Source organism: Clostridium sp. CF012, from assembly GCF_018861755.1.
In the GTDB taxonomy this organism is placed as follows: Bacteria; Bacillota; Clostridia; order Clostridiales; family Clostridiaceae; genus Clostridium_AD.
Genome location: NZ_JAHLEF010000009.1, coordinates 80,060 through 98,145, shown reverse-complemented (window position 1 = coordinate 98,145; position 18,086 = coordinate 80,060). Strand labels below are relative to the sequence as shown.

Genomic DNA, 18,086 nt, shown 5'->3' with positions numbered 1-18,086 from the left:
TATGTACACTGGTAAAAAAATCAGATTGAGAGAATATAAAAAAGAAGATGTAAGGCAAGCTCAAAATTTTATAAATGATCCTGAGATAAAGAAACTTCTGCACCCAGGAATTCCTTATCTATATACATTTGAAGATGAACAAAAATGGTTTGAAGGTTTATCTGCCACAAAGGAAAAATATACTTTTGCCATAGAGACAATAGAGGACAACAAATATATAGGTGGCTGCGGAATAAATGATATAGATTGGAAAAATAGTGTGATAGTTGTAGGTATATTCATCGGGGATAAAGATTATTGGAGCAAGGGGTATGGCACGGATGCAATGAAGGTTTTAATTAAGTTTATTTTTGAGCAAATGAATATACACAAAATTAAATTGAACGTATATTCTTTTAATGAACGTGCAATTAAATGTTATGAAAAATGTGGATTTAAACAAGAAGGCAGACTAAGAAAAGAAATATTCAGAGATGGAAAGTATTATGATGAGATTGTTATGGGACTTTTAAGCGAAGAATATTTTGCATAAAATATAAATAAAAAAAGACGATGTATAATTTGATTTATACATCGTCTTTTTCTATTCTCAATTCTCAACTAAATTGCGAAGCAATTTAAATACCTGCAGGAGCAAGTCTAGCTTTAGCAAGTTTAGCCTTATTCTTCTTAAAAATTTGATGCATTTCTAGTATTTCTAAAGAAGTATAAGTATATTTAATGAATATAGCAGCTGTAATGAAAGATATTACATCGGATATGGGATAAGCAAGCCATGCTCCAAAGACACCCATATCTAAACCCATTACAAGAGCATACACTAGCGGTATAAACACTATCATTTGTCTGTAAATAGATAATTTGAAAGAAGCTTTAACTCTATTTATAGCTTGGCAATATGAGATTGACAAATAATATATTCCAAGGCAAGGGAACACAGCTATAACCATTCTAAAAGCCTTTGCTGTTTCTACTATAATAGCACTATCATTTATAAATATACCTATAAGTGATTCTGCAAAAATCATAAATATTGCCCATAATATAGTTGAACTTACAGACACCGCAATTATTGCTGTTTTAACAACTTCTTTTAATCTGGTATAATTTCCAGCACCATAATTATAAGCAGCTATAGGCTGCATAGCTGAGCTTATGCCCATTACTGTCATAAATAAAAACATTGAAACCCTTGTAGTTAAGCCAATTGTTACAATGGCCAAATCCCCGCCATAGGAGGATAGTAAATTGTTTAATATAGCAGCTACAACTGCATCTGATATCTCTATTATAAAAGTTGAAAATCCAACATATACTATTCCAATCGATACTGCTTTATTAAGGGTTAATTTAACAGAAAACTTTAAACTCTTCTTTATTTTCATAAACACAGTTAGAACATATATAAAGCCTATTATCTGAGATATTACTGTAGCTATAGCAGCTCCTTTTACCCCATATGAAAATACATTTATTAAAATATAATCTATAATTACATTACAAATTGCCCCAATAGAAGTACTAAATAGAACTATTTTGGTGTTCCCGAAAGCGGTTATAATATAAGATGCAATTATTGTAAAAGATTGAAATAATACACCAATTAATATTATACTTACATAATCTTTTGCAAAAGAGAATGTATTTTCCGAAGCACCTAAACCAATTAAAATTTTATCTTGAAAAATAAATATGCTGGCACCCACAACAGATACTATTATAAGCATTAGAACTATAGCATTAGGTATTATAGTTCTTAAATTTTCGAAATCTTCTTCTCCACAGCTTCTTGCCACGGCGGTAGAAGCACCAATAGCTATAAGCATAGATATAGCTAAAAATAATCTTTGAATTGGAAAGGCTATGGTTAAAGCACCAATAGCATCAGCCCCTATGGCGTGCCCTAAAAACATAGAATCCACCATGTTGTACATTTCTGCTACCATTAAAGAAATTATTGCTGGCACAGAAAATTTTAACAATAGTTTTCCGATTTTTTCCTCACCAAACATTCTATTGCTTTCTGCCACATTACCCATTGTCATGAAATTCACGTCTCCTTAAAAATTTTTGTTTCCATAGTATTATTCTACGCTATTATGAATATATTAGCATTCACAGGGTTGCTAGATAAGAAGTACAAAATTGCTAACATGCAACTTTCTATAATACTTAAATAACAAAAAAACACCTTAAAATAGGTGTTTTTGTACTTTTTGAAGAACTATTAGTGTAGAACCATAGCCTTCTATCTTTATTATGTTATTATAAACTGCTGTCTTTTTAGCATAGGAGAGAGAAACGTTAGGGGTGGAAATTTTAGTTAAAGTTTCCCATTCGTCATAACTAAGCCTTTTGGGCTTACCCATACGCAGCCAGATATCATAAGCTGAGCCGAAATTTTCACCAATTTCATACTTAATAACTTTATAGTCATTAACTAAATTTTTAATGGATAAGGATATCTTTCTCTCAGTAATATTTTTACTACCCTTTCCTTTAGGTAAATCTTCCAACTTAATTAGACTATTAAGTTCATCACTGTAACTGTAAAGTAAGACCTGGATATCCTCATCTTGCCTTGTGATAATGTACCCATCACCCTGGTCTATAACTTCGTTTCCTAATTTTGACAATAAATAAAAGGCGTAGTAGGAAACTTTCTTTATTCCATTTAAAGTAAGGAGACCTGGTGAACCAAAAAATAATTCATTGTTTAAAATTGAATTTTTATCTACAGTATCAAATGCTTTTAGAGTAAGTAGGCTATTGTTATTGTTGCTAATAAAGTTATGGATAATATATGGAAGCATGTAGGAGGAATCATAAATAGTATTTATAGTTTCTGGAACATTAAAAGGGTCTTCTATTAGATTCTGCAATTCATATTTTTCGAAAATTTCCCTTGTAATATCTATATACTCTACAGATAGATCTTTTGATGCTTGGAATTTCCACAGTTTAACTACCTCAATGCCATATATATCGGCAAAATACATGATAAAGCTTTCTAAAAGTTTTATAAAAGAGCTTTTATCTTCAAAAGTCTGGTTCAAAATTATTAAGGGTACCAGGGATATATCCATTAAAAATTCTAATAATTTTTCAACTTCATTCCAATTTAAAAATCTTACATTTTCATTAAAATATACTTTCATTTCTTTTCCAAATAAGTTCTGAACTATACCATTTTCAAAGCCTATAGCCTTTTGAATAGATCTGAGATATCCTTGTTCCCCTGCTTTAACAAGTTCTTCTGCTTGCCCCAAATTTATTTTTTCCTTCCATCTATGTTCTAGGTTTGTACTTGGAAGCAGAGAGTCTGTTTGGATTTTTATAATTTTGTTAGTATAGTTGAATCTATCATAATCTTCTAAATAATAAGATATATATTCCAGTGTTTCAGATAAATTATGTGTATTCATTTTTTTGAAGCTATCAAATTCTTCCTCTGGTATACCATATTTTTTTCTGAATTGTAGTGGAGTACACTTATAGTGATCTTTAAAGCTCTTATTGTAATATCTAGCATGAGAAAAACCAACATCCAGAGAAATATCTGAGATAGTTTTATCTGTATCTAATAGTAATTTAATAGATTCATCTACCCGTACAATATTTACGAGTTCACTAAAATTTGTTCCAGCCATTTCCTTTATTTGATGAGATAAATAATAAGAACTTAAATATTCTTGGCTTGCTATATCCTGTAAACTAATTTTATTCATGTAGTTATTATAGATGTACTTTCTAATCCTATGATACCTTTGAAATTGTATTACATTTTCTTTTAAATCTTTTTCATCATAATTAAGATAGTGAAATTTATTTATTAAATGGAATAATAACTTTACTAAAACAGCCTCTATTTGATCATCGAAGTTTTCACTTTTCTGGATTATTTCGCAAGCTAGAATAGATAAGTATTTCCTTAGAACATCATATTTTTCTTCCTGTTGGGCGCCTTCTTCACTAGAGTTTGTATAAAAATAAATATTTTTCATATCATCATAATACTTTTCGAAAAATATAGGGTCCAGGTGAAAAATTAAAACTTTATTTTTTACGTCCGAGTAAATTCTATGGGCTTCATCACAATTTACAATCTCAATTTCACTTTCATATACTTCATAATTTCCTGACTCTATAAGTACATTAATGCTGCCTTCAAGCACGAAAATTATTTCTATAGAATTATGCCAATGTATTGGATAGTCCGTTATACTTTCTAGGGAGATGTTTATAGGTAAATCATTTATAAAACTTATATATTCTTTTCTCATTTAAGCTCCTTTAGCCAGCTGGTGCCACCCACGTGGCAAGTGGCAAGTTTGATATATATATATATATTATACATCATGGACTAAAAAGTGCCACCTACATGGCAAGTGGCAAGTGGCAAGTGGCAAGTTTGAAGTAAAAATTTTGAATAAGGGGTGTTAACAATTTGCTCTAAAATTGTTAACACTCCATAACTTTTTTATTTAAGCGCTGGTAAGTCTTTTACAAATTCATAAAAATCCTCATATTCACCTGAATAGTCAGTTATTATTTCCTCGTCAGTCCTATGTAGGAGATTATTTGTTATTAAATATGTCTTTAGTCCGAGTTTTTTAGCTATTAAATCTTCTTGAACATCATTTCCTACCATTAAGCAGTCTTTAGGTTTCTTAGCTATATCTTTTAATATCTCTTCATAATACTTTAATTGAGGTTTACAATAATGATTTTTCTCAAAGGTTGAAACATATGAAAAATCTTCTGGCTGAAAACCTGCCCAGCGTATTCTATGATGAATAGCTTTTTCAGGAAACAAGGGGTTTGTGGCAAGTGCAACAGTATAACCCTTTGATTTTAATACTTTAACACTTTCTTTTATACACTGAATATCTTGTGCATATTCTTTGATCTTTAAAAAGCTTGTATCATAAAAATCATCAAACCGGTTTTGTAAGGCAGGAAGCTCCATATTCATTCTAGTAGTAAAGTCAGCCATGAATATTTCTTCATTAGTTTTATATTCTGTGTTTTCTACCATGATTTTAGTAGAACTCCATATGTTCTTAGCTAGTTCACTAGGTGATATTATGTCAGTAAATTTTTTTGAAAGCTCTTTAAAATATAGTTTTTCAAAAAGAATCATATCTATAGGAAGTAAGGTACCATCAAGATCAAATAATATTGTATTCATTTATTCACACCCCTTAGTTTTAAATAGTTGTTTGTGTTTTATATTGTAAGTAATAATAAAATACTATGTGTAAATTCAAATTTTGTCAATGATAGCATTAGTATGTTTGTGGTAACTATATGTTAAAAAAGTGTGTACTTGCATTAAGTGATTATAGTAGTACACTTATACTTGTACAATGAAAATTGTAATAATATATGGCTGTAAAAATAATTCTAAATAACAGAACGGACTTTGGATATCTTGGACGAGAACTTTTGAGAAATCTAAATTGGTCACTTAGTGCAATTAAAAAACTAGGGTATGAAATTAACTGACCCATCAATATGAAAGAAGTAAAAAATAAAGGAGAGATTAATAATGAAAAATTTTAATTATTCAATTCCAACTAAGGTGTTTTTCGGTAAAGATCAAATAAATGTACTAGCTAGTGAGATAAAAAAATATGGATCCAGAGTGTTGCTTGTTTATGGAGGCGGTAGTATAAAGAAAAGTGGATTACATGATAAAATTACTGGAATATTAAAAACTAATAACATTAGTTTTTGGGAACTTCCTGGAGTAGATCCAAACCCAAGGGTAACCAGCGTAACTAAAGGTGCTGAGCTTTGCCGTGAAAACAAAATAGACCTTATACTTGCAGTAGGCGGAGGAAGCTCTATTGACTGTGCAAAGGTTATAGCAGCAGCTTACTACTATGAAGGAGACGCATGGGATATAGTGCTGGATCCAAGTAAAATTAAAAAAGTACTTCCACTTGCCACTATATTAACACTAGCGGCTACTGGTTCTGAAATGAATGCTGGCGCGGTAATTTCAAATTTTGATACAAAGGAAAAATTGGCTACAGGACACCCGGATATGGCACCTAAGTTCTCTATATTGGATCCCACTTATACCTTCACGTTGCCTGTAAAACAAACAGCAGCAGGCACTGCAGATATAACTAGTCATATTTTTGAGGTGTATTTTAGTAGTACAAAGGAAGCCTTCCTGCAAAATAGAATGGCTGAGGGAATGCTTAAAACTTGTATAAAATATGGTCCAATAGCTTTAAAAGATCCGGAAAATTATGAAGCAAGATCTAATTTAATGTGGGCTTCAAGCCTTGCAATAAATGGTCTTTTAAGCTACGGAAAAGAAACAGAGTGGAGCGTTCATGCAATGGAGCATGAATTAAGTGCATACTATGATATTACTCATGGAGTGGGTCTTGCGATTTTAACGCCACACTGGATGAAATACATTTTAAATGATTCAACTTTAGATAAATTTGTTGAATACGGAGTAAATGTTTGGGATATTGATGAAAAGGGCGATAAATATGCAATAGCCAATAAGGCAATTGAAAAAACAAGAGAGTATTATAATTCCTTAGGAATCCCTTCTTCACTAAGTGAAGTTGGCATCAATGAAGAGAAATTAGAAGAGATGGCAAAGCAATCTACAAGAAGAGGTAAACTAGGGAACTTCAGGGTTTTAGAAGCAGAAGATGTGCTTAGTATCTTTAAAGCAGCATTATAATATAGGGCATATGAAAAAAATAGACTAGTATAATTACTTGTGATTTAAGGGAAATACTTAAAGCATAAAAAGCTCCAAAATCTTAGAAATATAAAGATTTTGGAGCTTTTATACTTTAGCCATAACGATTTATAAAACCATGTAGGTACCTCTACTTATGTTTTTTTGTTTTGAAATATATAATAAAAAATATTACATTATATGTTTACTTTACCATGATATGATGTTAAAATTAATTTAACGTTAAAATTATTTTAACGTTAAATTTTTTAATAGGGGGCTTTTATAAATGGAAACTGTAGTAACAAATAAAAAAAATGGAATTGTGGAATTACTTCCTCATAAAAGTTATGTAACTTTAGTATTTGCAAATGTTATATCCCGTTTTGGTGATTCATTAGATTCTATTGCTTTTGGATGGATGGTTTATATTTTAACAGGTTCTAAACTTTTGTTAGGTACGCTTTTAGCTGTAAATGCAATCCCAAATATTTTATTTAGTGCTTTTGCAGGAGTTTTAGTAGATAGATTAAAGAAAAAAACTGTATTAATAGTAGGATATACAGGAAGAGGCATCATGGTATCTATAATAGCCTTTCTATTTATGACAAAATTATTAAGGCCATGGCATTTATTTGTGATCACATTTATAAACTCAACTTTTGAGAGTTTTACATCGCCGGCACAAAGTGCTATATTACCATTACTTTTACCTAAAGAACTTTTTTTAGCGGCCAGCTCTATATCAACATCAGCATACAAATTTGCTGAACTTATTGGACTTGGAGCAGCAGGTATTATTATTGCCATTTTTGGAATTTCTGGTGCATTCTTTATTGATGGAGCAACTTTTTTTATAGGTGCTATTCTCATACTTTTTATTAAAGTGAAAAGTGATATAAGCAGTGCTTCTAAATTAACTTTAAACTCTTATTTTGATGAATTTAAAGAAGGGTTTTCATTTATCAAAAACAATAAATTACTTCGTACTACTATAATATTATTTGCATTAATAAATTTATTTCTTTCACCAGTAGGTGTTATGTTACCGGCATTTGTTAGTGAAAATTTAAAAAGTGGTACAGAGATGTTAAGTACTCTAGGAATTTCATTAACAATAGGGATGATACTAGGAGGATTTTTAGTAGCACAATTTGGTTCGCGTTTTAAAATATCAACTCTTATTATATTAGGCTTCTTTTCCCTTGGTATAAATTATGCTTTACTTTGTATACCAGGGAATGTTATTACCAATACTACTCTATCTTGCATTTTAGCAAGTGTATTATTTGGATTAATCGGATTATCAGTACCTGTCATTTCAAGCCCCGTATCCACCTACTTATTAAATGTAACTCCAAGAGAAATATTAGGTCGTGTATCTGCTGTAGTTGGTATGGTATCAATGTGTGCTCTTCCATTGGGAAGTGCTGCTTCTGGAGTTGTAAGTGAATATGTTTCAATATCAGTCTTATTTGGAGCAATGGGAATAGTAATAATTTTAATATCTTTATCCCTTGTATTTAATAAAAAATTCCGTCAAGCAACGGAGTAAAATAATAAGGGTATATATTGCTAAGGGATGCTCTCCTCCCTAAGGTATCTTCAAAAAATTCGTCAGTATGCGATTTTTGAAGATATTTAATTATTTTTTTATATATGAATCATCTAAAAATAAGTTATAATAGGCTTTGAGGTGTATACAATGGAAGAGTCAAAAATACTATCAACCATAGAACAGGTAAAGGCCATATCTGACCCTTACAAATTTAGAATTCTAAAAACTTTTCAAGCTATAAATGAACCTGCTACTGTAAAACAGGTAGCAGACTATTTAAATGAAGTTCCGGCAAAAGTATATTATCACGTGAAAAAAATGGAGAAGTTAGGCATACTACAACTTATATATACTAAAGAGATAAATGGTATAATTGCTAAATATTACGAACCCACAGCGTCACATTTTGAAGTGAAATGTGATGATAATATAGATGATGCCTATAAAGCTGTAATGTTAGGTGAGACACAAATAATGATTGCTGAAATTTACAATAGTAGCAAGAATGTTCTTTTAGAAAACATAAGTCTTAATGAAAAAAATGATAAAAAACCCGAAAGTAAATTAACTATGGCAGATTTATATCTTACAGAGCAGCAGTCAAAAGAGCTTTCTAAATACATAGAAGATTTTATCTTAGAACATGGGCTTAAAGGCAAAAATGCTACTGATGAAGATAAATATCATTTTTTTATGAGTTTTATAAAACTAAGTGATGATAATAAGACTAAACCTAAATTTTAATAATATCTTACAAGGAAAGTTCTTCACTTTTATAAGTAGAGGACTTTTCTTTTTAATATTGATAATTAGAAATTCGAAATAATAATAAAAATTTAGAATGTGGGATAAATTATAATTAAAATAGGTGTATTAGCTAAAGGTATAAAAAATCAAGTTCAATTATATACGGAGCAGAAATAGTAAACTAGAATTATAATGCATTCTTACTGGCGGTGGTAAAAGTATGTTATATTTACAAACAATATGGTAAAATATAGATTATAGTTTTAATAGAGTATATGTAGGCAGTTATTGTTTATCATAGTATCCCATGCATTGATTTGTATAATAGTTATTCTGTTTGCACAAATTATAATAGTTAAAAGGAAAATAGATTTTAAGATAGAGTGAAGGTGGAAAATATATGAGAATAGGGTTAATAAGACATTTCAAAGTAGATTTAAAAAAGAGTCAGTTTATGACATCAAAGCAATTTAATGAATATATGGAAAAATATAATGTGTCAGATGTAATACCAAATGAGGTGGTTATCGATGATGAATGGGATAAATGCTATTGTAGTAGTATAAGCAGGGCTATCATCACTGCAAAAACTATATATCATGGTGAAACTATTATAACAGATAAATTGGTGGAGATTTCTTCTGCTGCTTTTATGAATATAAAAATTCCAATATCCTACTACCTTTGGGCAATACTCGGTAGATTTGCTTGGAATAGAAATCATAGATCTCAACCAGAAGGAAGAAAAACAACATTAAAAAGAATAAACGAAATTCTAGATACGATATTAGATGATGAGAATGAAAATATACTTATTGTAAGTCATGCAGGAACGTTATATGAAATTAGAAAGATACTTAGCAAAAGAGGATTTAAGGGAGAAAAATTTTTAAAAGCTAGAAATGGTAAAATATATATTTTTGAAAAAAAATAAAATTTTTAATAATAGCTAGGTGGTTGTAAGGAGAAGCAAAATGGAAAAGGACGTTTATGTTATTATTTCAAGAACACCTACATCTATGGGAAAAATAATTAGAAAATTTTTAAAAGGAAAGTATAATCATGCTTCAATCAGTTTAGACGAAAATTTAAGCCAAATGTATTCCTTTTGTAGACTATCAGTTAGTAATCCTCTTGTAGGCGGTATTATCAGAGAAAGCGTCTTTACGCTTACAATAGGACTTGAGGATGATGTCCCTATTAATGTGTACCGTATACCTGTAACCACAGAGCAATATGAATTAATAAGTAAATTTATATATGATATATATAATGATAAAGAGGTTTATTACTACAATTTCATTCAAGCCCTTGGGCTTATTTCTAAAAAGAAACATGTTATTTACAAGACATACATATGTTCTGAATTTGTAATGGAAACCTTAAGACAAGGAGGACTCAAACTTACTCAATTAGAATCATACAAGATAACACCAACAGATATTAGCGAAATTATGGGTAGATTTACTTATTATTCAGGAAACCTCAAAGATTATCCATTTATACAAAAGGTAAAAACAAAAGATGATGAGCGTTTCTTTTGTAAAACAGGACTTTTTTATGAAGGAATGCATACAGTTAATCACTTTTGGAAGGTTTTGTCTAGAGATAGGGATAAGAAACGAAGTAAGTCAGAACTTTAAATTGGAATTATTATCAATATAAGGTATAATACTGACATGAACTAATTAGAAATAGCCTGCAGACCCTTTAAAATATATTTGTTTGGAGTAGTGTTGTAGTTATGAAGAATGTTATTGATGAGTTAAAGGCTTCTTTTGTGTTGACAAGGCAAGAGATAGAGAGGATAAAATTATATGTTGTGAAAAAATATCCTAATAACTCTTCTAAAGAAAATGCATCCATATTATCAATGACAGTGTATGAAATTATTGATAAGAATTTAGAAGGAATAAATAGGCAGCAGAAGCAAAATATTAAAAAAGCCATAATGCAAACCACAATATTAAAAGATAAGGAAAATATATTAAAATGGGATGTTTTTAGTGCCTACATTATTGAATCAGAAGGAAATCCACAACTGAAAACCTCGCTTATTGAGTGGATAAATAAAAACCAAAAGAATGATGTATCAAAGGAAAAATTTGAAGAATATGTGGAGTCAATACATGAATTAAGTAATACAGAAAATATAGCTTGTGTAAGGATAAAGCCAATACATAAATATAAGGGGATATCAACTTATAACCACATTTTTAAAAGCCGAATTCTTAAATATAAAAATGGATTAGCATTAAAGATTAATAGTTGTTCTAAAAAAACAAATATGCTATTAGAGGCTATTTTAAATAAGATTTACTCTACTAAAATAGCTCTTTCTCTATTAACTTTATTGATATTGTCTTTATATTTCTTAAATAATCTAATGTATAGCGGTAAACTTCAAGGAGATAAAAAAGAAAATCCGCAGAGTTATGTATCAAGTATTGAAAAATATGATTTATATTATATAGACGCAATGAGTTATCATCCTCATCTACCAGATTATTTTAATTATAAAGCAATTGATAAAAATAGACTATTGAATTTTTTAAATGCTAGAAATTCAATGCTTGCGGAGGAACCCTATTTCTCTGCTATAATTAGAGCTTCTAAAGAGTTTAATTTAAATCCCCATATATTATTTGCCATTACTGGCCAGGAACAGTCTTTTGTTCCAAAGAGTCATAAAAATGCTAAAAAGATTGCAAACAATCCCTATAATGTATTTCATAGCTGGGAAGAATATAATACTAATATCAATGATTCCAGTAGAATAGTTGCCAGAACTGTTATTAACCTTGCTAAGGACAAGCCTATAAATACTGAAATTTTTGATTGGATAAATAGTAAATATGCATATGATAAAAACTGGGGAAGAGGAGTTAAGGAGATTTTTGAAACACTTAATGAATTATTATATGATTTTCATATTAAAAAATAATTATAGTTGTTTTTTATATAGTGTCTTACTAAAATGTAGGTTATATTTTAAGTGAAGATTTTAATTAAACATTTTAAGAAATAGGGGGAAAAACAATGGACGATCACCAACATACTATTACTATGAAGTTGGAATTAAATAAAGAGCAATATAAAGCTATTAAAAGTCTAGAAGCTGTTTGCTATGAAAAACAAAAAACTAATCTAAAATTAGAGCTTGATTTTAAAATGCACCAAAGAAAGAATTCCATTAAAAATAAAATTATGGCTGAGTTCCTATATTACGATAATGAAATTTTAGTAGGTTATTTAGGTCTATGTAATTTTCATGGAACTTCAGTAGAAGTCAGTGGTATGGTACATCCAGAGTTTCGCAGAAAAGGAATTTTTAAAAAGCTATATTTACTTGCGCAGGAAGAATGGCAAAAATTGTGCCCCTCAGAGGTATTAGTGCTATGTGACCATACATCTCTTTCAGGTTTAGCCTTTATTAATAGCATTGGAGCTGAATATGGCTCCTCCGAGTACAAGATGTGTTTGAACAATAAAACTCTTGAGGATATGCCTAATCATGTTATTAAACTTAGAGTGGCAACTAATGAAGATAACATTGAAATTGAGAGGCAAAGTTCTATTTATTTTGGATTTCCTGAAAAAGAAGCAGATAATAAAGAGGACATAGAAAATATTTCAATTCAGGTAGATGATAATTTTATCAGTTATATAGCTGAACTTGCGGGAGAAATTATAGGTAAGGTTCATATTAGTACTACTGATAATGAAGGGTTTATTCATGGATTTGGAGTACTTCCAGAGTATAGAGGAAAGGGCTATGGACGAGAAGTTTTATGCTTAGCAATGGATATTTTAAAGAAAAAACAGGTAGATAATATTTTCCTTGAAGTTGCTACAGAAAATAAAAAGGCACTTGGACTTTATGAGTCCTGTGGCTTTGAAGAAATTTCTGTAATGGATTATTATATAGTATCTTAGGATACTCAGGACCTTCATCAACTAAATTGATGAAGGTCCTTTTTTTATGATTTGAAATTTATCTAAGACAGTGTAATATTCTGTGTTTTGGGAAATAATTAAAGAATAACTAATTTTTTTATTTTGTTAATTAAAGTTTAATCGAATTATCTTTAGGTGGTTACGAGGAGAGATAAAATGGAAAAGTATATTTATGTTGTAATTTCAAGAACACCAACTTTTACAGGAAAGATGGTTAGAAAGTTTTTAAAAGCAAAATACAATCATGCTTCAATCAGTTTAGATGAAAATTTAAGCCAAATGTATTCCTTTTGTAGATTTTCAATTAGCAACCCTCTTGTAGGTGGAATTCTAAGAGAAAGTGCATTTACTCTTACATTAGGAATTGATGAAGACGTTCCTATTAAAGTATATCGCTTACCTGTAACCATGGAAAAATACCAATTAATAAGTGAATTTATATATAATACATATAATGATGGAGAGAGATATTACTACAATTTTCTTCAAGCCATTGGGATTATTTCTAATAAAAAACATACTATTTATAAGACATATATATGCTCTGAGTTTGTCATAGAAGCGCTGAAGAAAGGAGGAATTCAACTTAGCTCATCAAAATCTTATCAGATAACGCCAATGGATATTTGTGGACTTATAGGGCAATTTATTTGTTATTCAGGGAATCTCAAGGACTATCCATTTAGACAAAAGATAAAAACAAAAGAAGATGAACTGTTCTTTTGCAAAACAGGGATTGGCTATGAAGTGGTAAATACTTTTAGACACTTTTGGAAGGTAATGTCTAGGGATAGGAATAGTAAAAGGGATATTATCAGGAGTAGGAGTAGGATTTAACTTGTTAAATTCAATGTGAGATGCCACTTGCCACGTGGGTGGCAATGGGCATCTCACATTTTTCTATTACCAGGTATGTCCTTCAGCGCATTTGTGATTACCAGAATGTCCTTCACTTAATTCACATTTTCGTACTCCACACTTAGGACAGGAATGACTGCAATGAGCTGTAGTTTCATCATTATTAGAAGAATTAATTAGTTGGCCTTTAACTAATAGTTCCTTTTGCATAAAACCATCATATGGTAAATTTGCCATGCCACAACATCTCCTTGTAGTTTATTCTTATAGTTATTATTTGATTTTTAATGATATATATTCGTAGTTTATATTGTTAATATTCTCAATATTTAAACAAACCATAATACAAGTTTAACCTGATCTTAACCTTTCAGGTATATAATGAAAATATAAGGAAGGTGAAGGCAATATGAAAAATTTAAATATATGTATTGATATTGATGGGACAATAACAGATCCATACTATTGGCTTAATATTACCAATAAATATTTTAACAAAAATATAACTGAGAAGCAGATAACTAAATATTATATCCATGAGGTAATGGGCATTAAGAAGAGTGAATATGAGGAATTTTATGATAAAAATAAAATTCAAATTCACTCAGAGCAAAAACTTCGCGAAGATGTGAAAATTGTTATAAAAAGACTAAGTCTTATGCATAATATATTTTTCGTCACAGCAAGGGAAAAATCACTCACTATGTTAACTCATTCATATCTAAGGAAAAACGAAATTCCATATGATGATTTGTTTGTTTTAGGTAGTCATTATAAAGTGGATAAAGCAAGCGAATTAGAGTGCAATGTGTTTATTGAAGATAATTATGATAACGCAGTTCAGCTATCAAATGCAGGATTTAAGGTTCTTCTGTTAGATACCAATTATAATCGAAAGCCATTAAATGAAAATATAATTAGGGTTTATAGTTGGAAAGAAATATACTCAATAATAAATAAACTATTATTACAATGCAAAGCAATGTGATAGTAGTTTATTTTATTTTTTGGGAAAATAAAAAACTAAATAGTTTACGGTTACATCATATAATGGTACAATTTACCTATAATATAGAATTAATGACAAAAAATACTTAATGTATGAATAATCTCTAGTGCTCTTAAATAATATAAAGTAGTAATGATTTAGGAGCGTTGATTGTGGAAAATAATTTGAAATCAAATAAATATTTGAGAGTTATGTTGGGGATAACTTTTATTCTAAGCATAATGATTATTTATCAAGCCAGCACCATTAATAAACTAAGAAATAAGCAAGCGTCAGAAATTTTCTTAGAAAGTAAACTCAAGAGAGACCAATACACTGCAAAAACTCTTCAAACCCTAAAAGCATTAATTGATGATGAAAATATTTCTAAACAATCCAAGGTCACTGCCACTTCAAAGTATTTAAGTGTTGCAATAGCATCTAATAATGAAGCTCAAATTGAATTGCTTTTAAAAAACAAAGGCTATGATGAGGTAGTTGCCACTATAACTGATGATAGGGTAAGAATATTTATAAGGCAGGATAAGAGATTAAGCGAAAAACAATTAAATGAAATTCGGGATATTGTAATTAGTGTAACAAAAATCAAAGATATTGAAGTGCAGACAAAAGATTAAAATAATAAATATTATAGCTACAGTGTTTTAATATAAGTCTGGAGGGGATAGTATGGAGCCAATACTATGTGTAGAAAATTTTTCTAAATTTTATGGTGATAAAAAAGCAATAGATAATATAAGTTTTAAAATTTATCCAGGAGAGATATTTGCATTATTAGGTCCCAATGGAGCAGGAAAGACAAGCACCTTAGAATGCATAGAAGGAATTAAAAAATCTAGCAAAGGGACTATAGCTATTAAGGGCATAAATCCAGAAAAGGAATTTTTCAAGATAAAGGACACTTTAGGAGTTCAATTACAAGCATCTGCCTTGCCAGAAATAATAACTGTTGAGGAAGCTATGAAAATGTTTTGCTTATATTCAAAAACCCCAATAAGATACGATTTACTCCGAAAATTTGATTTAATGAATCAGTGTAATATGCAGTTTGGAAAACTTTCTACAGGTCAACAAAGAAAATTAGTGTTAGCTATTGCACTGGCTCATAATCCTGAACTACTAATTCTTGATGAACCAACCGCAGCCTTAGATGCTAGTACAAGAGTACAACTTCACAATATAATGAGGGAAGAGAGAAAGAAAGGTACAGCCATTTTACTGGCATCACATGATATGACTGAAGTTGAGGATCTAGCTGATAATGTGGCAATTTTATTAAAGGGCAAAATTATAGAATCAGGATCACCAAGGGACATAATAACTTCTGGAAAAGATTTAATTAAAATTTATGTAAAGACAAAAAATAACTCTATTGCATCATTAAATCCAGTACAAGCATTCAAAATAGATAAAAAAGATGAATACATGATTTTTCACTGTAAGGATATTGAAGAATTATTGCAGAAAATTTTAGAACACACAAAGGCAAATAATGATAAGCTATTAGATTTAAAAGTTGAAAGAGCATCATTGGAAGAAAGGTTTATTGATATTACAAGAACGGAGGATTTTTATGAAGGCCATAATTAATCATCTAGAATTTGAGTTTAAAAGCGTGTTAAGAGATAAAACCTTATTACTTATGAATTACCTTTTCCCATTAGTTTTTTACTTTATGATGGTACTTATTATGCCAGGTATTAATAGGGATTTTAGCAAATCTATGATTCCAGGGATGATAGTGTTTACAATTATGGTAAGTACTCTATTAGGTATGCCAAGTCCTATAGCGTTTTCTAAGGAAAAAGGTATTTATAGAAGTTACAAAATATATGGGGTGCCATTAAGAGCAGTGTTACTTGTGCCTGTCATTACAACTGCAGTTCATATCACAATAGTTTCTATTATAATTTTAATAACAGGGACTAATTTTTTTGGTTCAATATTTCCTCATAATTTTTTAAATTTCTGTTTGATTTATTTTGTTTCATTATTTGCTTTTTCTGGTCTTGGGACACTAATAGGAGTGTGCTCTCCAAACAGTAAAGTAACTGTACTCTTAGCCCAATTGATATTTATACCTTCCATGATGCTTGGAGGAATAATGATGCCAACAGAAATACTATCACAAAATGTTCAAAAATTATCTAGAATACTTCCATCTACACATTGCATGAATGCTCTAGGGACCATATCATTTGATAGAACTTCCAATTATTCTATTTCTGGCTCAATAACAATTCTGTTATTAGGAGGGCTGTTAGCATTTATTCTGTCAGCCTATTTATTCACCTGGGACTCTAAATGTGGAAAACTGAGGAAAAATATCCTTGGACTTGCTGCATTATTGCCTTATTTCGTGAGCGTGTTTATTCTTTAGTTAAAGAAGCTGTATTTGGAAGAGTTAGTAATAAAGTTAACTAGTTAAAGATGCCACTTGCCACGTGGGTGGCACCTAGGGGGGAAATAAAAATGATAGAAACTGAGAAAATAAAAGCCATATTATTTGATTCTGGGCGCGTACTTAATAGACCACGAACGGGCCATTGGTTCATGCCACCAAATTTTTTCAAATATGTTGATAAGGAAAAATTCGAAGCTTTAAATATAGATCTGGTAGAGAAAGCCTTTCATAAAGGCGATGAGTACTTTCATAAGCATCCACTAATTTTAAGTGAAATAGAAGAATTAGAACATTTTATAGAATTTTATAATATTTTTGCAAAGGAGCTACCAGAGCTTGGAATAAGTTCGGGGTATATTTTAGAACTAGCTAAAGATATAGTTTATAATGATGAGAAATTTGAGTTTTTAAAAGATGTGTTTCAAGTTATACCAAGTTTAAGTAAGCATTATAAACTGGGGGTAGTATCTGATACTTGGCCTTCGCTAGAGCGTGTATTTAAAAATGTTGGGCTAAGAGAATACTTTTCTACCTTTGTTATGTCGTCAACGCTTGGGGTATTGAAACCACATGAGCTAATGTTTAATACAGCTCTTTCAGGGTTAAACATTAGGCCAGAAGAAGCAATATTTATTGATGACAATATGGTGACCGTCAAAGCTGCTATAAAGCTGGGCATGCAGGGAATTGTGATATTAAGGGGCGAGGAATTAAAAGAGTGTACAGATATTTTATGTATTGATGATTTAAGTGAGCTTGAAGAATTATTTACCAATTAGAATTTCAGACCACCTTAAAAAAAGAACGTTGGATAATTTAGTAAATTAACCAACGCTCT

General features: G+C 30.1%; 18 protein-coding genes. 14 read left to right on the top strand and 4 right to left on the bottom strand.

The features are described from left to right. Position 1 precedes the first annotated feature (1 nt). Complete coding sequence (locus KPL50_RS10895; protein ID WP_216298494.1) at positions 2 to 532, top strand: GNAT family N-acetyltransferase; 531 nt, start codon at positions 2 to 4, stop codon at positions 530 to 532. 85 nt (positions 533 to 617) lie between these two features. Here KPL50_RS10895 and KPL50_RS10890 read toward each other — a convergent pair whose 3' ends face one another. The 3 genes from KPL50_RS10890 to KPL50_RS10880 form a co-directional block, all read right to left on the bottom strand. Next, positions 618 to 2,045, bottom strand: a complete 1,428-nt coding sequence (locus KPL50_RS10890; RefSeq protein ID WP_253200567.1) for an MATE family efflux transporter — start codon at positions 2,043 to 2,045, stop codon at positions 618 to 620. A 147-nt stretch (positions 2,046 to 2,192) separates the two neighbouring features. Beyond that, entirely contained in the window at positions 2,193 to 4,283 is a 2,091-nt protein-coding gene (locus KPL50_RS10885; RefSeq protein WP_216298493.1) for a helix-turn-helix domain-containing protein, read from the bottom strand. A 197-nt stretch (positions 4,284 to 4,480) separates the two neighbouring features. Further along, on the bottom strand, positions 4,481 to 5,191 hold the full coding sequence (locus tag KPL50_RS10880) for an HAD family hydrolase (RefSeq protein ID WP_216298492.1): 711 nt from the start codon (positions 5,189 to 5,191) through the stop codon (positions 4,481 to 4,483). A 360-nt stretch (positions 5,192 to 5,551) separates the two neighbouring features. Between KPL50_RS10880 and KPL50_RS10875 the strand changes: the two genes are divergently transcribed. The 8 genes from KPL50_RS10875 (at position 5,552) to KPL50_RS10840 (ending at position 13,814) form a co-directional block, all read left to right on the top strand. Further along, on the top strand, positions 5,552 to 6,715 hold the full coding sequence (locus KPL50_RS10875; RefSeq protein WP_216298491.1) for an iron-containing alcohol dehydrogenase: 1,164 nt from the start codon (positions 5,552 to 5,554) through the stop codon (positions 6,713 to 6,715). Between the two features lie 289 nt (positions 6,716 to 7,004). After that, the gene (locus tag KPL50_RS10870; RefSeq protein WP_216298490.1) at positions 7,005 to 8,270 is read left to right on the top strand and encodes an MFS transporter; all 1,266 of its coding nucleotides are present in this window, start codon (positions 7,005 to 7,007) and stop codon (positions 8,268 to 8,270) included. Positions 8,271 to 8,420: 150 nt separating this feature from the next. Continuing rightward, positions 8,421 to 9,017, top strand: coding sequence for a helix-turn-helix domain-containing protein (locus KPL50_RS10865; RefSeq protein ID WP_216298489.1), 597 nt, complete (start codon positions 8,421 to 8,423; stop codon positions 9,015 to 9,017). 403 nt (positions 9,018 to 9,420) lie between these two features. Next, positions 9,421 to 9,954, top strand: a complete 534-nt coding sequence (locus KPL50_RS10860; RefSeq protein ID WP_216298488.1) for a histidine phosphatase family protein — start codon at positions 9,421 to 9,423, stop codon at positions 9,952 to 9,954. Positions 9,955 to 9,994: 40 nt separating this feature from the next. After that, positions 9,995 to 10,663 (top strand): hypothetical protein, encoded by a 669-nt coding sequence (locus KPL50_RS10855; RefSeq protein ID WP_216298487.1) that lies wholly within the window; start codon positions 9,995 to 9,997, stop codon positions 10,661 to 10,663. 101 nt (positions 10,664 to 10,764) lie between these two features. Further along, the gene (locus tag KPL50_RS10850) at positions 10,765 to 11,964 is read left to right on the top strand and encodes a glucosaminidase domain-containing protein (protein WP_216298486.1); all 1,200 of its coding nucleotides are present in this window, start codon (positions 10,765 to 10,767) and stop codon (positions 11,962 to 11,964) included. 95 nt (positions 11,965 to 12,059) lie between these two features. Continuing rightward, a complete protein-coding gene (locus tag KPL50_RS10845) occupies positions 12,060 to 12,956 on the top strand; it encodes a GNAT family N-acetyltransferase (RefSeq protein WP_216298485.1) in 897 nt (298 codons plus the stop codon). A gap of 177 nt (positions 12,957 to 13,133) precedes the next feature. Continuing rightward, positions 13,134 to 13,814 carry a hypothetical protein gene (locus KPL50_RS10840; RefSeq protein WP_216298484.1) on the top strand — a complete coding sequence of 227 codons (681 nt, stop codon included), beginning with the start codon at positions 13,134 to 13,136 and terminating at the stop codon, positions 13,812 to 13,814. Between the two features lie 66 nt (positions 13,815 to 13,880). Here the strand turns inward: KPL50_RS10840 and KPL50_RS10835 are convergent, their stop codons facing one another. Next, complete coding sequence (locus tag KPL50_RS10835; protein ID WP_216298483.1) at positions 13,881 to 14,072, bottom strand: hypothetical protein; 192 nt, start codon at positions 14,070 to 14,072, stop codon at positions 13,881 to 13,883. A gap of 172 nt (positions 14,073 to 14,244) precedes the next feature. On the opposite strand from KPL50_RS10835, the gene KPL50_RS10830 reads away from it, so the two are divergent. From KPL50_RS10830 to KPL50_RS10810, 5 genes are all read left to right on the top strand, one after another. Continuing rightward, positions 14,245 to 14,823: a hypothetical protein gene (locus tag KPL50_RS10830; RefSeq protein ID WP_216298482.1), complete on the top strand. Its 579-nt coding sequence runs from the start codon at positions 14,245 to 14,247 to the stop codon at positions 14,821 to 14,823. Between the two features lie 173 nt (positions 14,824 to 14,996). Beyond that, positions 14,997 to 15,461: a SpoIIIAH-like family protein gene (locus KPL50_RS10825; protein WP_216298481.1), complete on the top strand. Its 465-nt coding sequence runs from the start codon at positions 14,997 to 14,999 to the stop codon at positions 15,459 to 15,461. Between the two features lie 52 nt (positions 15,462 to 15,513). Next, positions 15,514 to 16,434, top strand: a complete 921-nt coding sequence (locus tag KPL50_RS10820; protein WP_216298480.1) for an ABC transporter ATP-binding protein — start codon at positions 15,514 to 15,516, stop codon at positions 16,432 to 16,434. Beyond that, complete coding sequence (locus tag KPL50_RS10815) at positions 16,418 to 17,224, top strand: ABC transporter permease (protein WP_216298479.1); 807 nt, start codon at positions 16,418 to 16,420, stop codon at positions 17,222 to 17,224. The genes KPL50_RS10820 and KPL50_RS10815 overlap by 17 nt, the downstream gene beginning before the upstream one ends. Positions 17,225 to 17,316: 92 nt before the next feature. Then, a complete protein-coding gene (locus tag KPL50_RS10810) occupies positions 17,317 to 18,027 on the top strand; it encodes an HAD family hydrolase (protein ID WP_216298478.1) in 711 nt (236 codons plus the stop codon). Positions 18,028 to 18,086 lie beyond the last annotated feature (59 nt).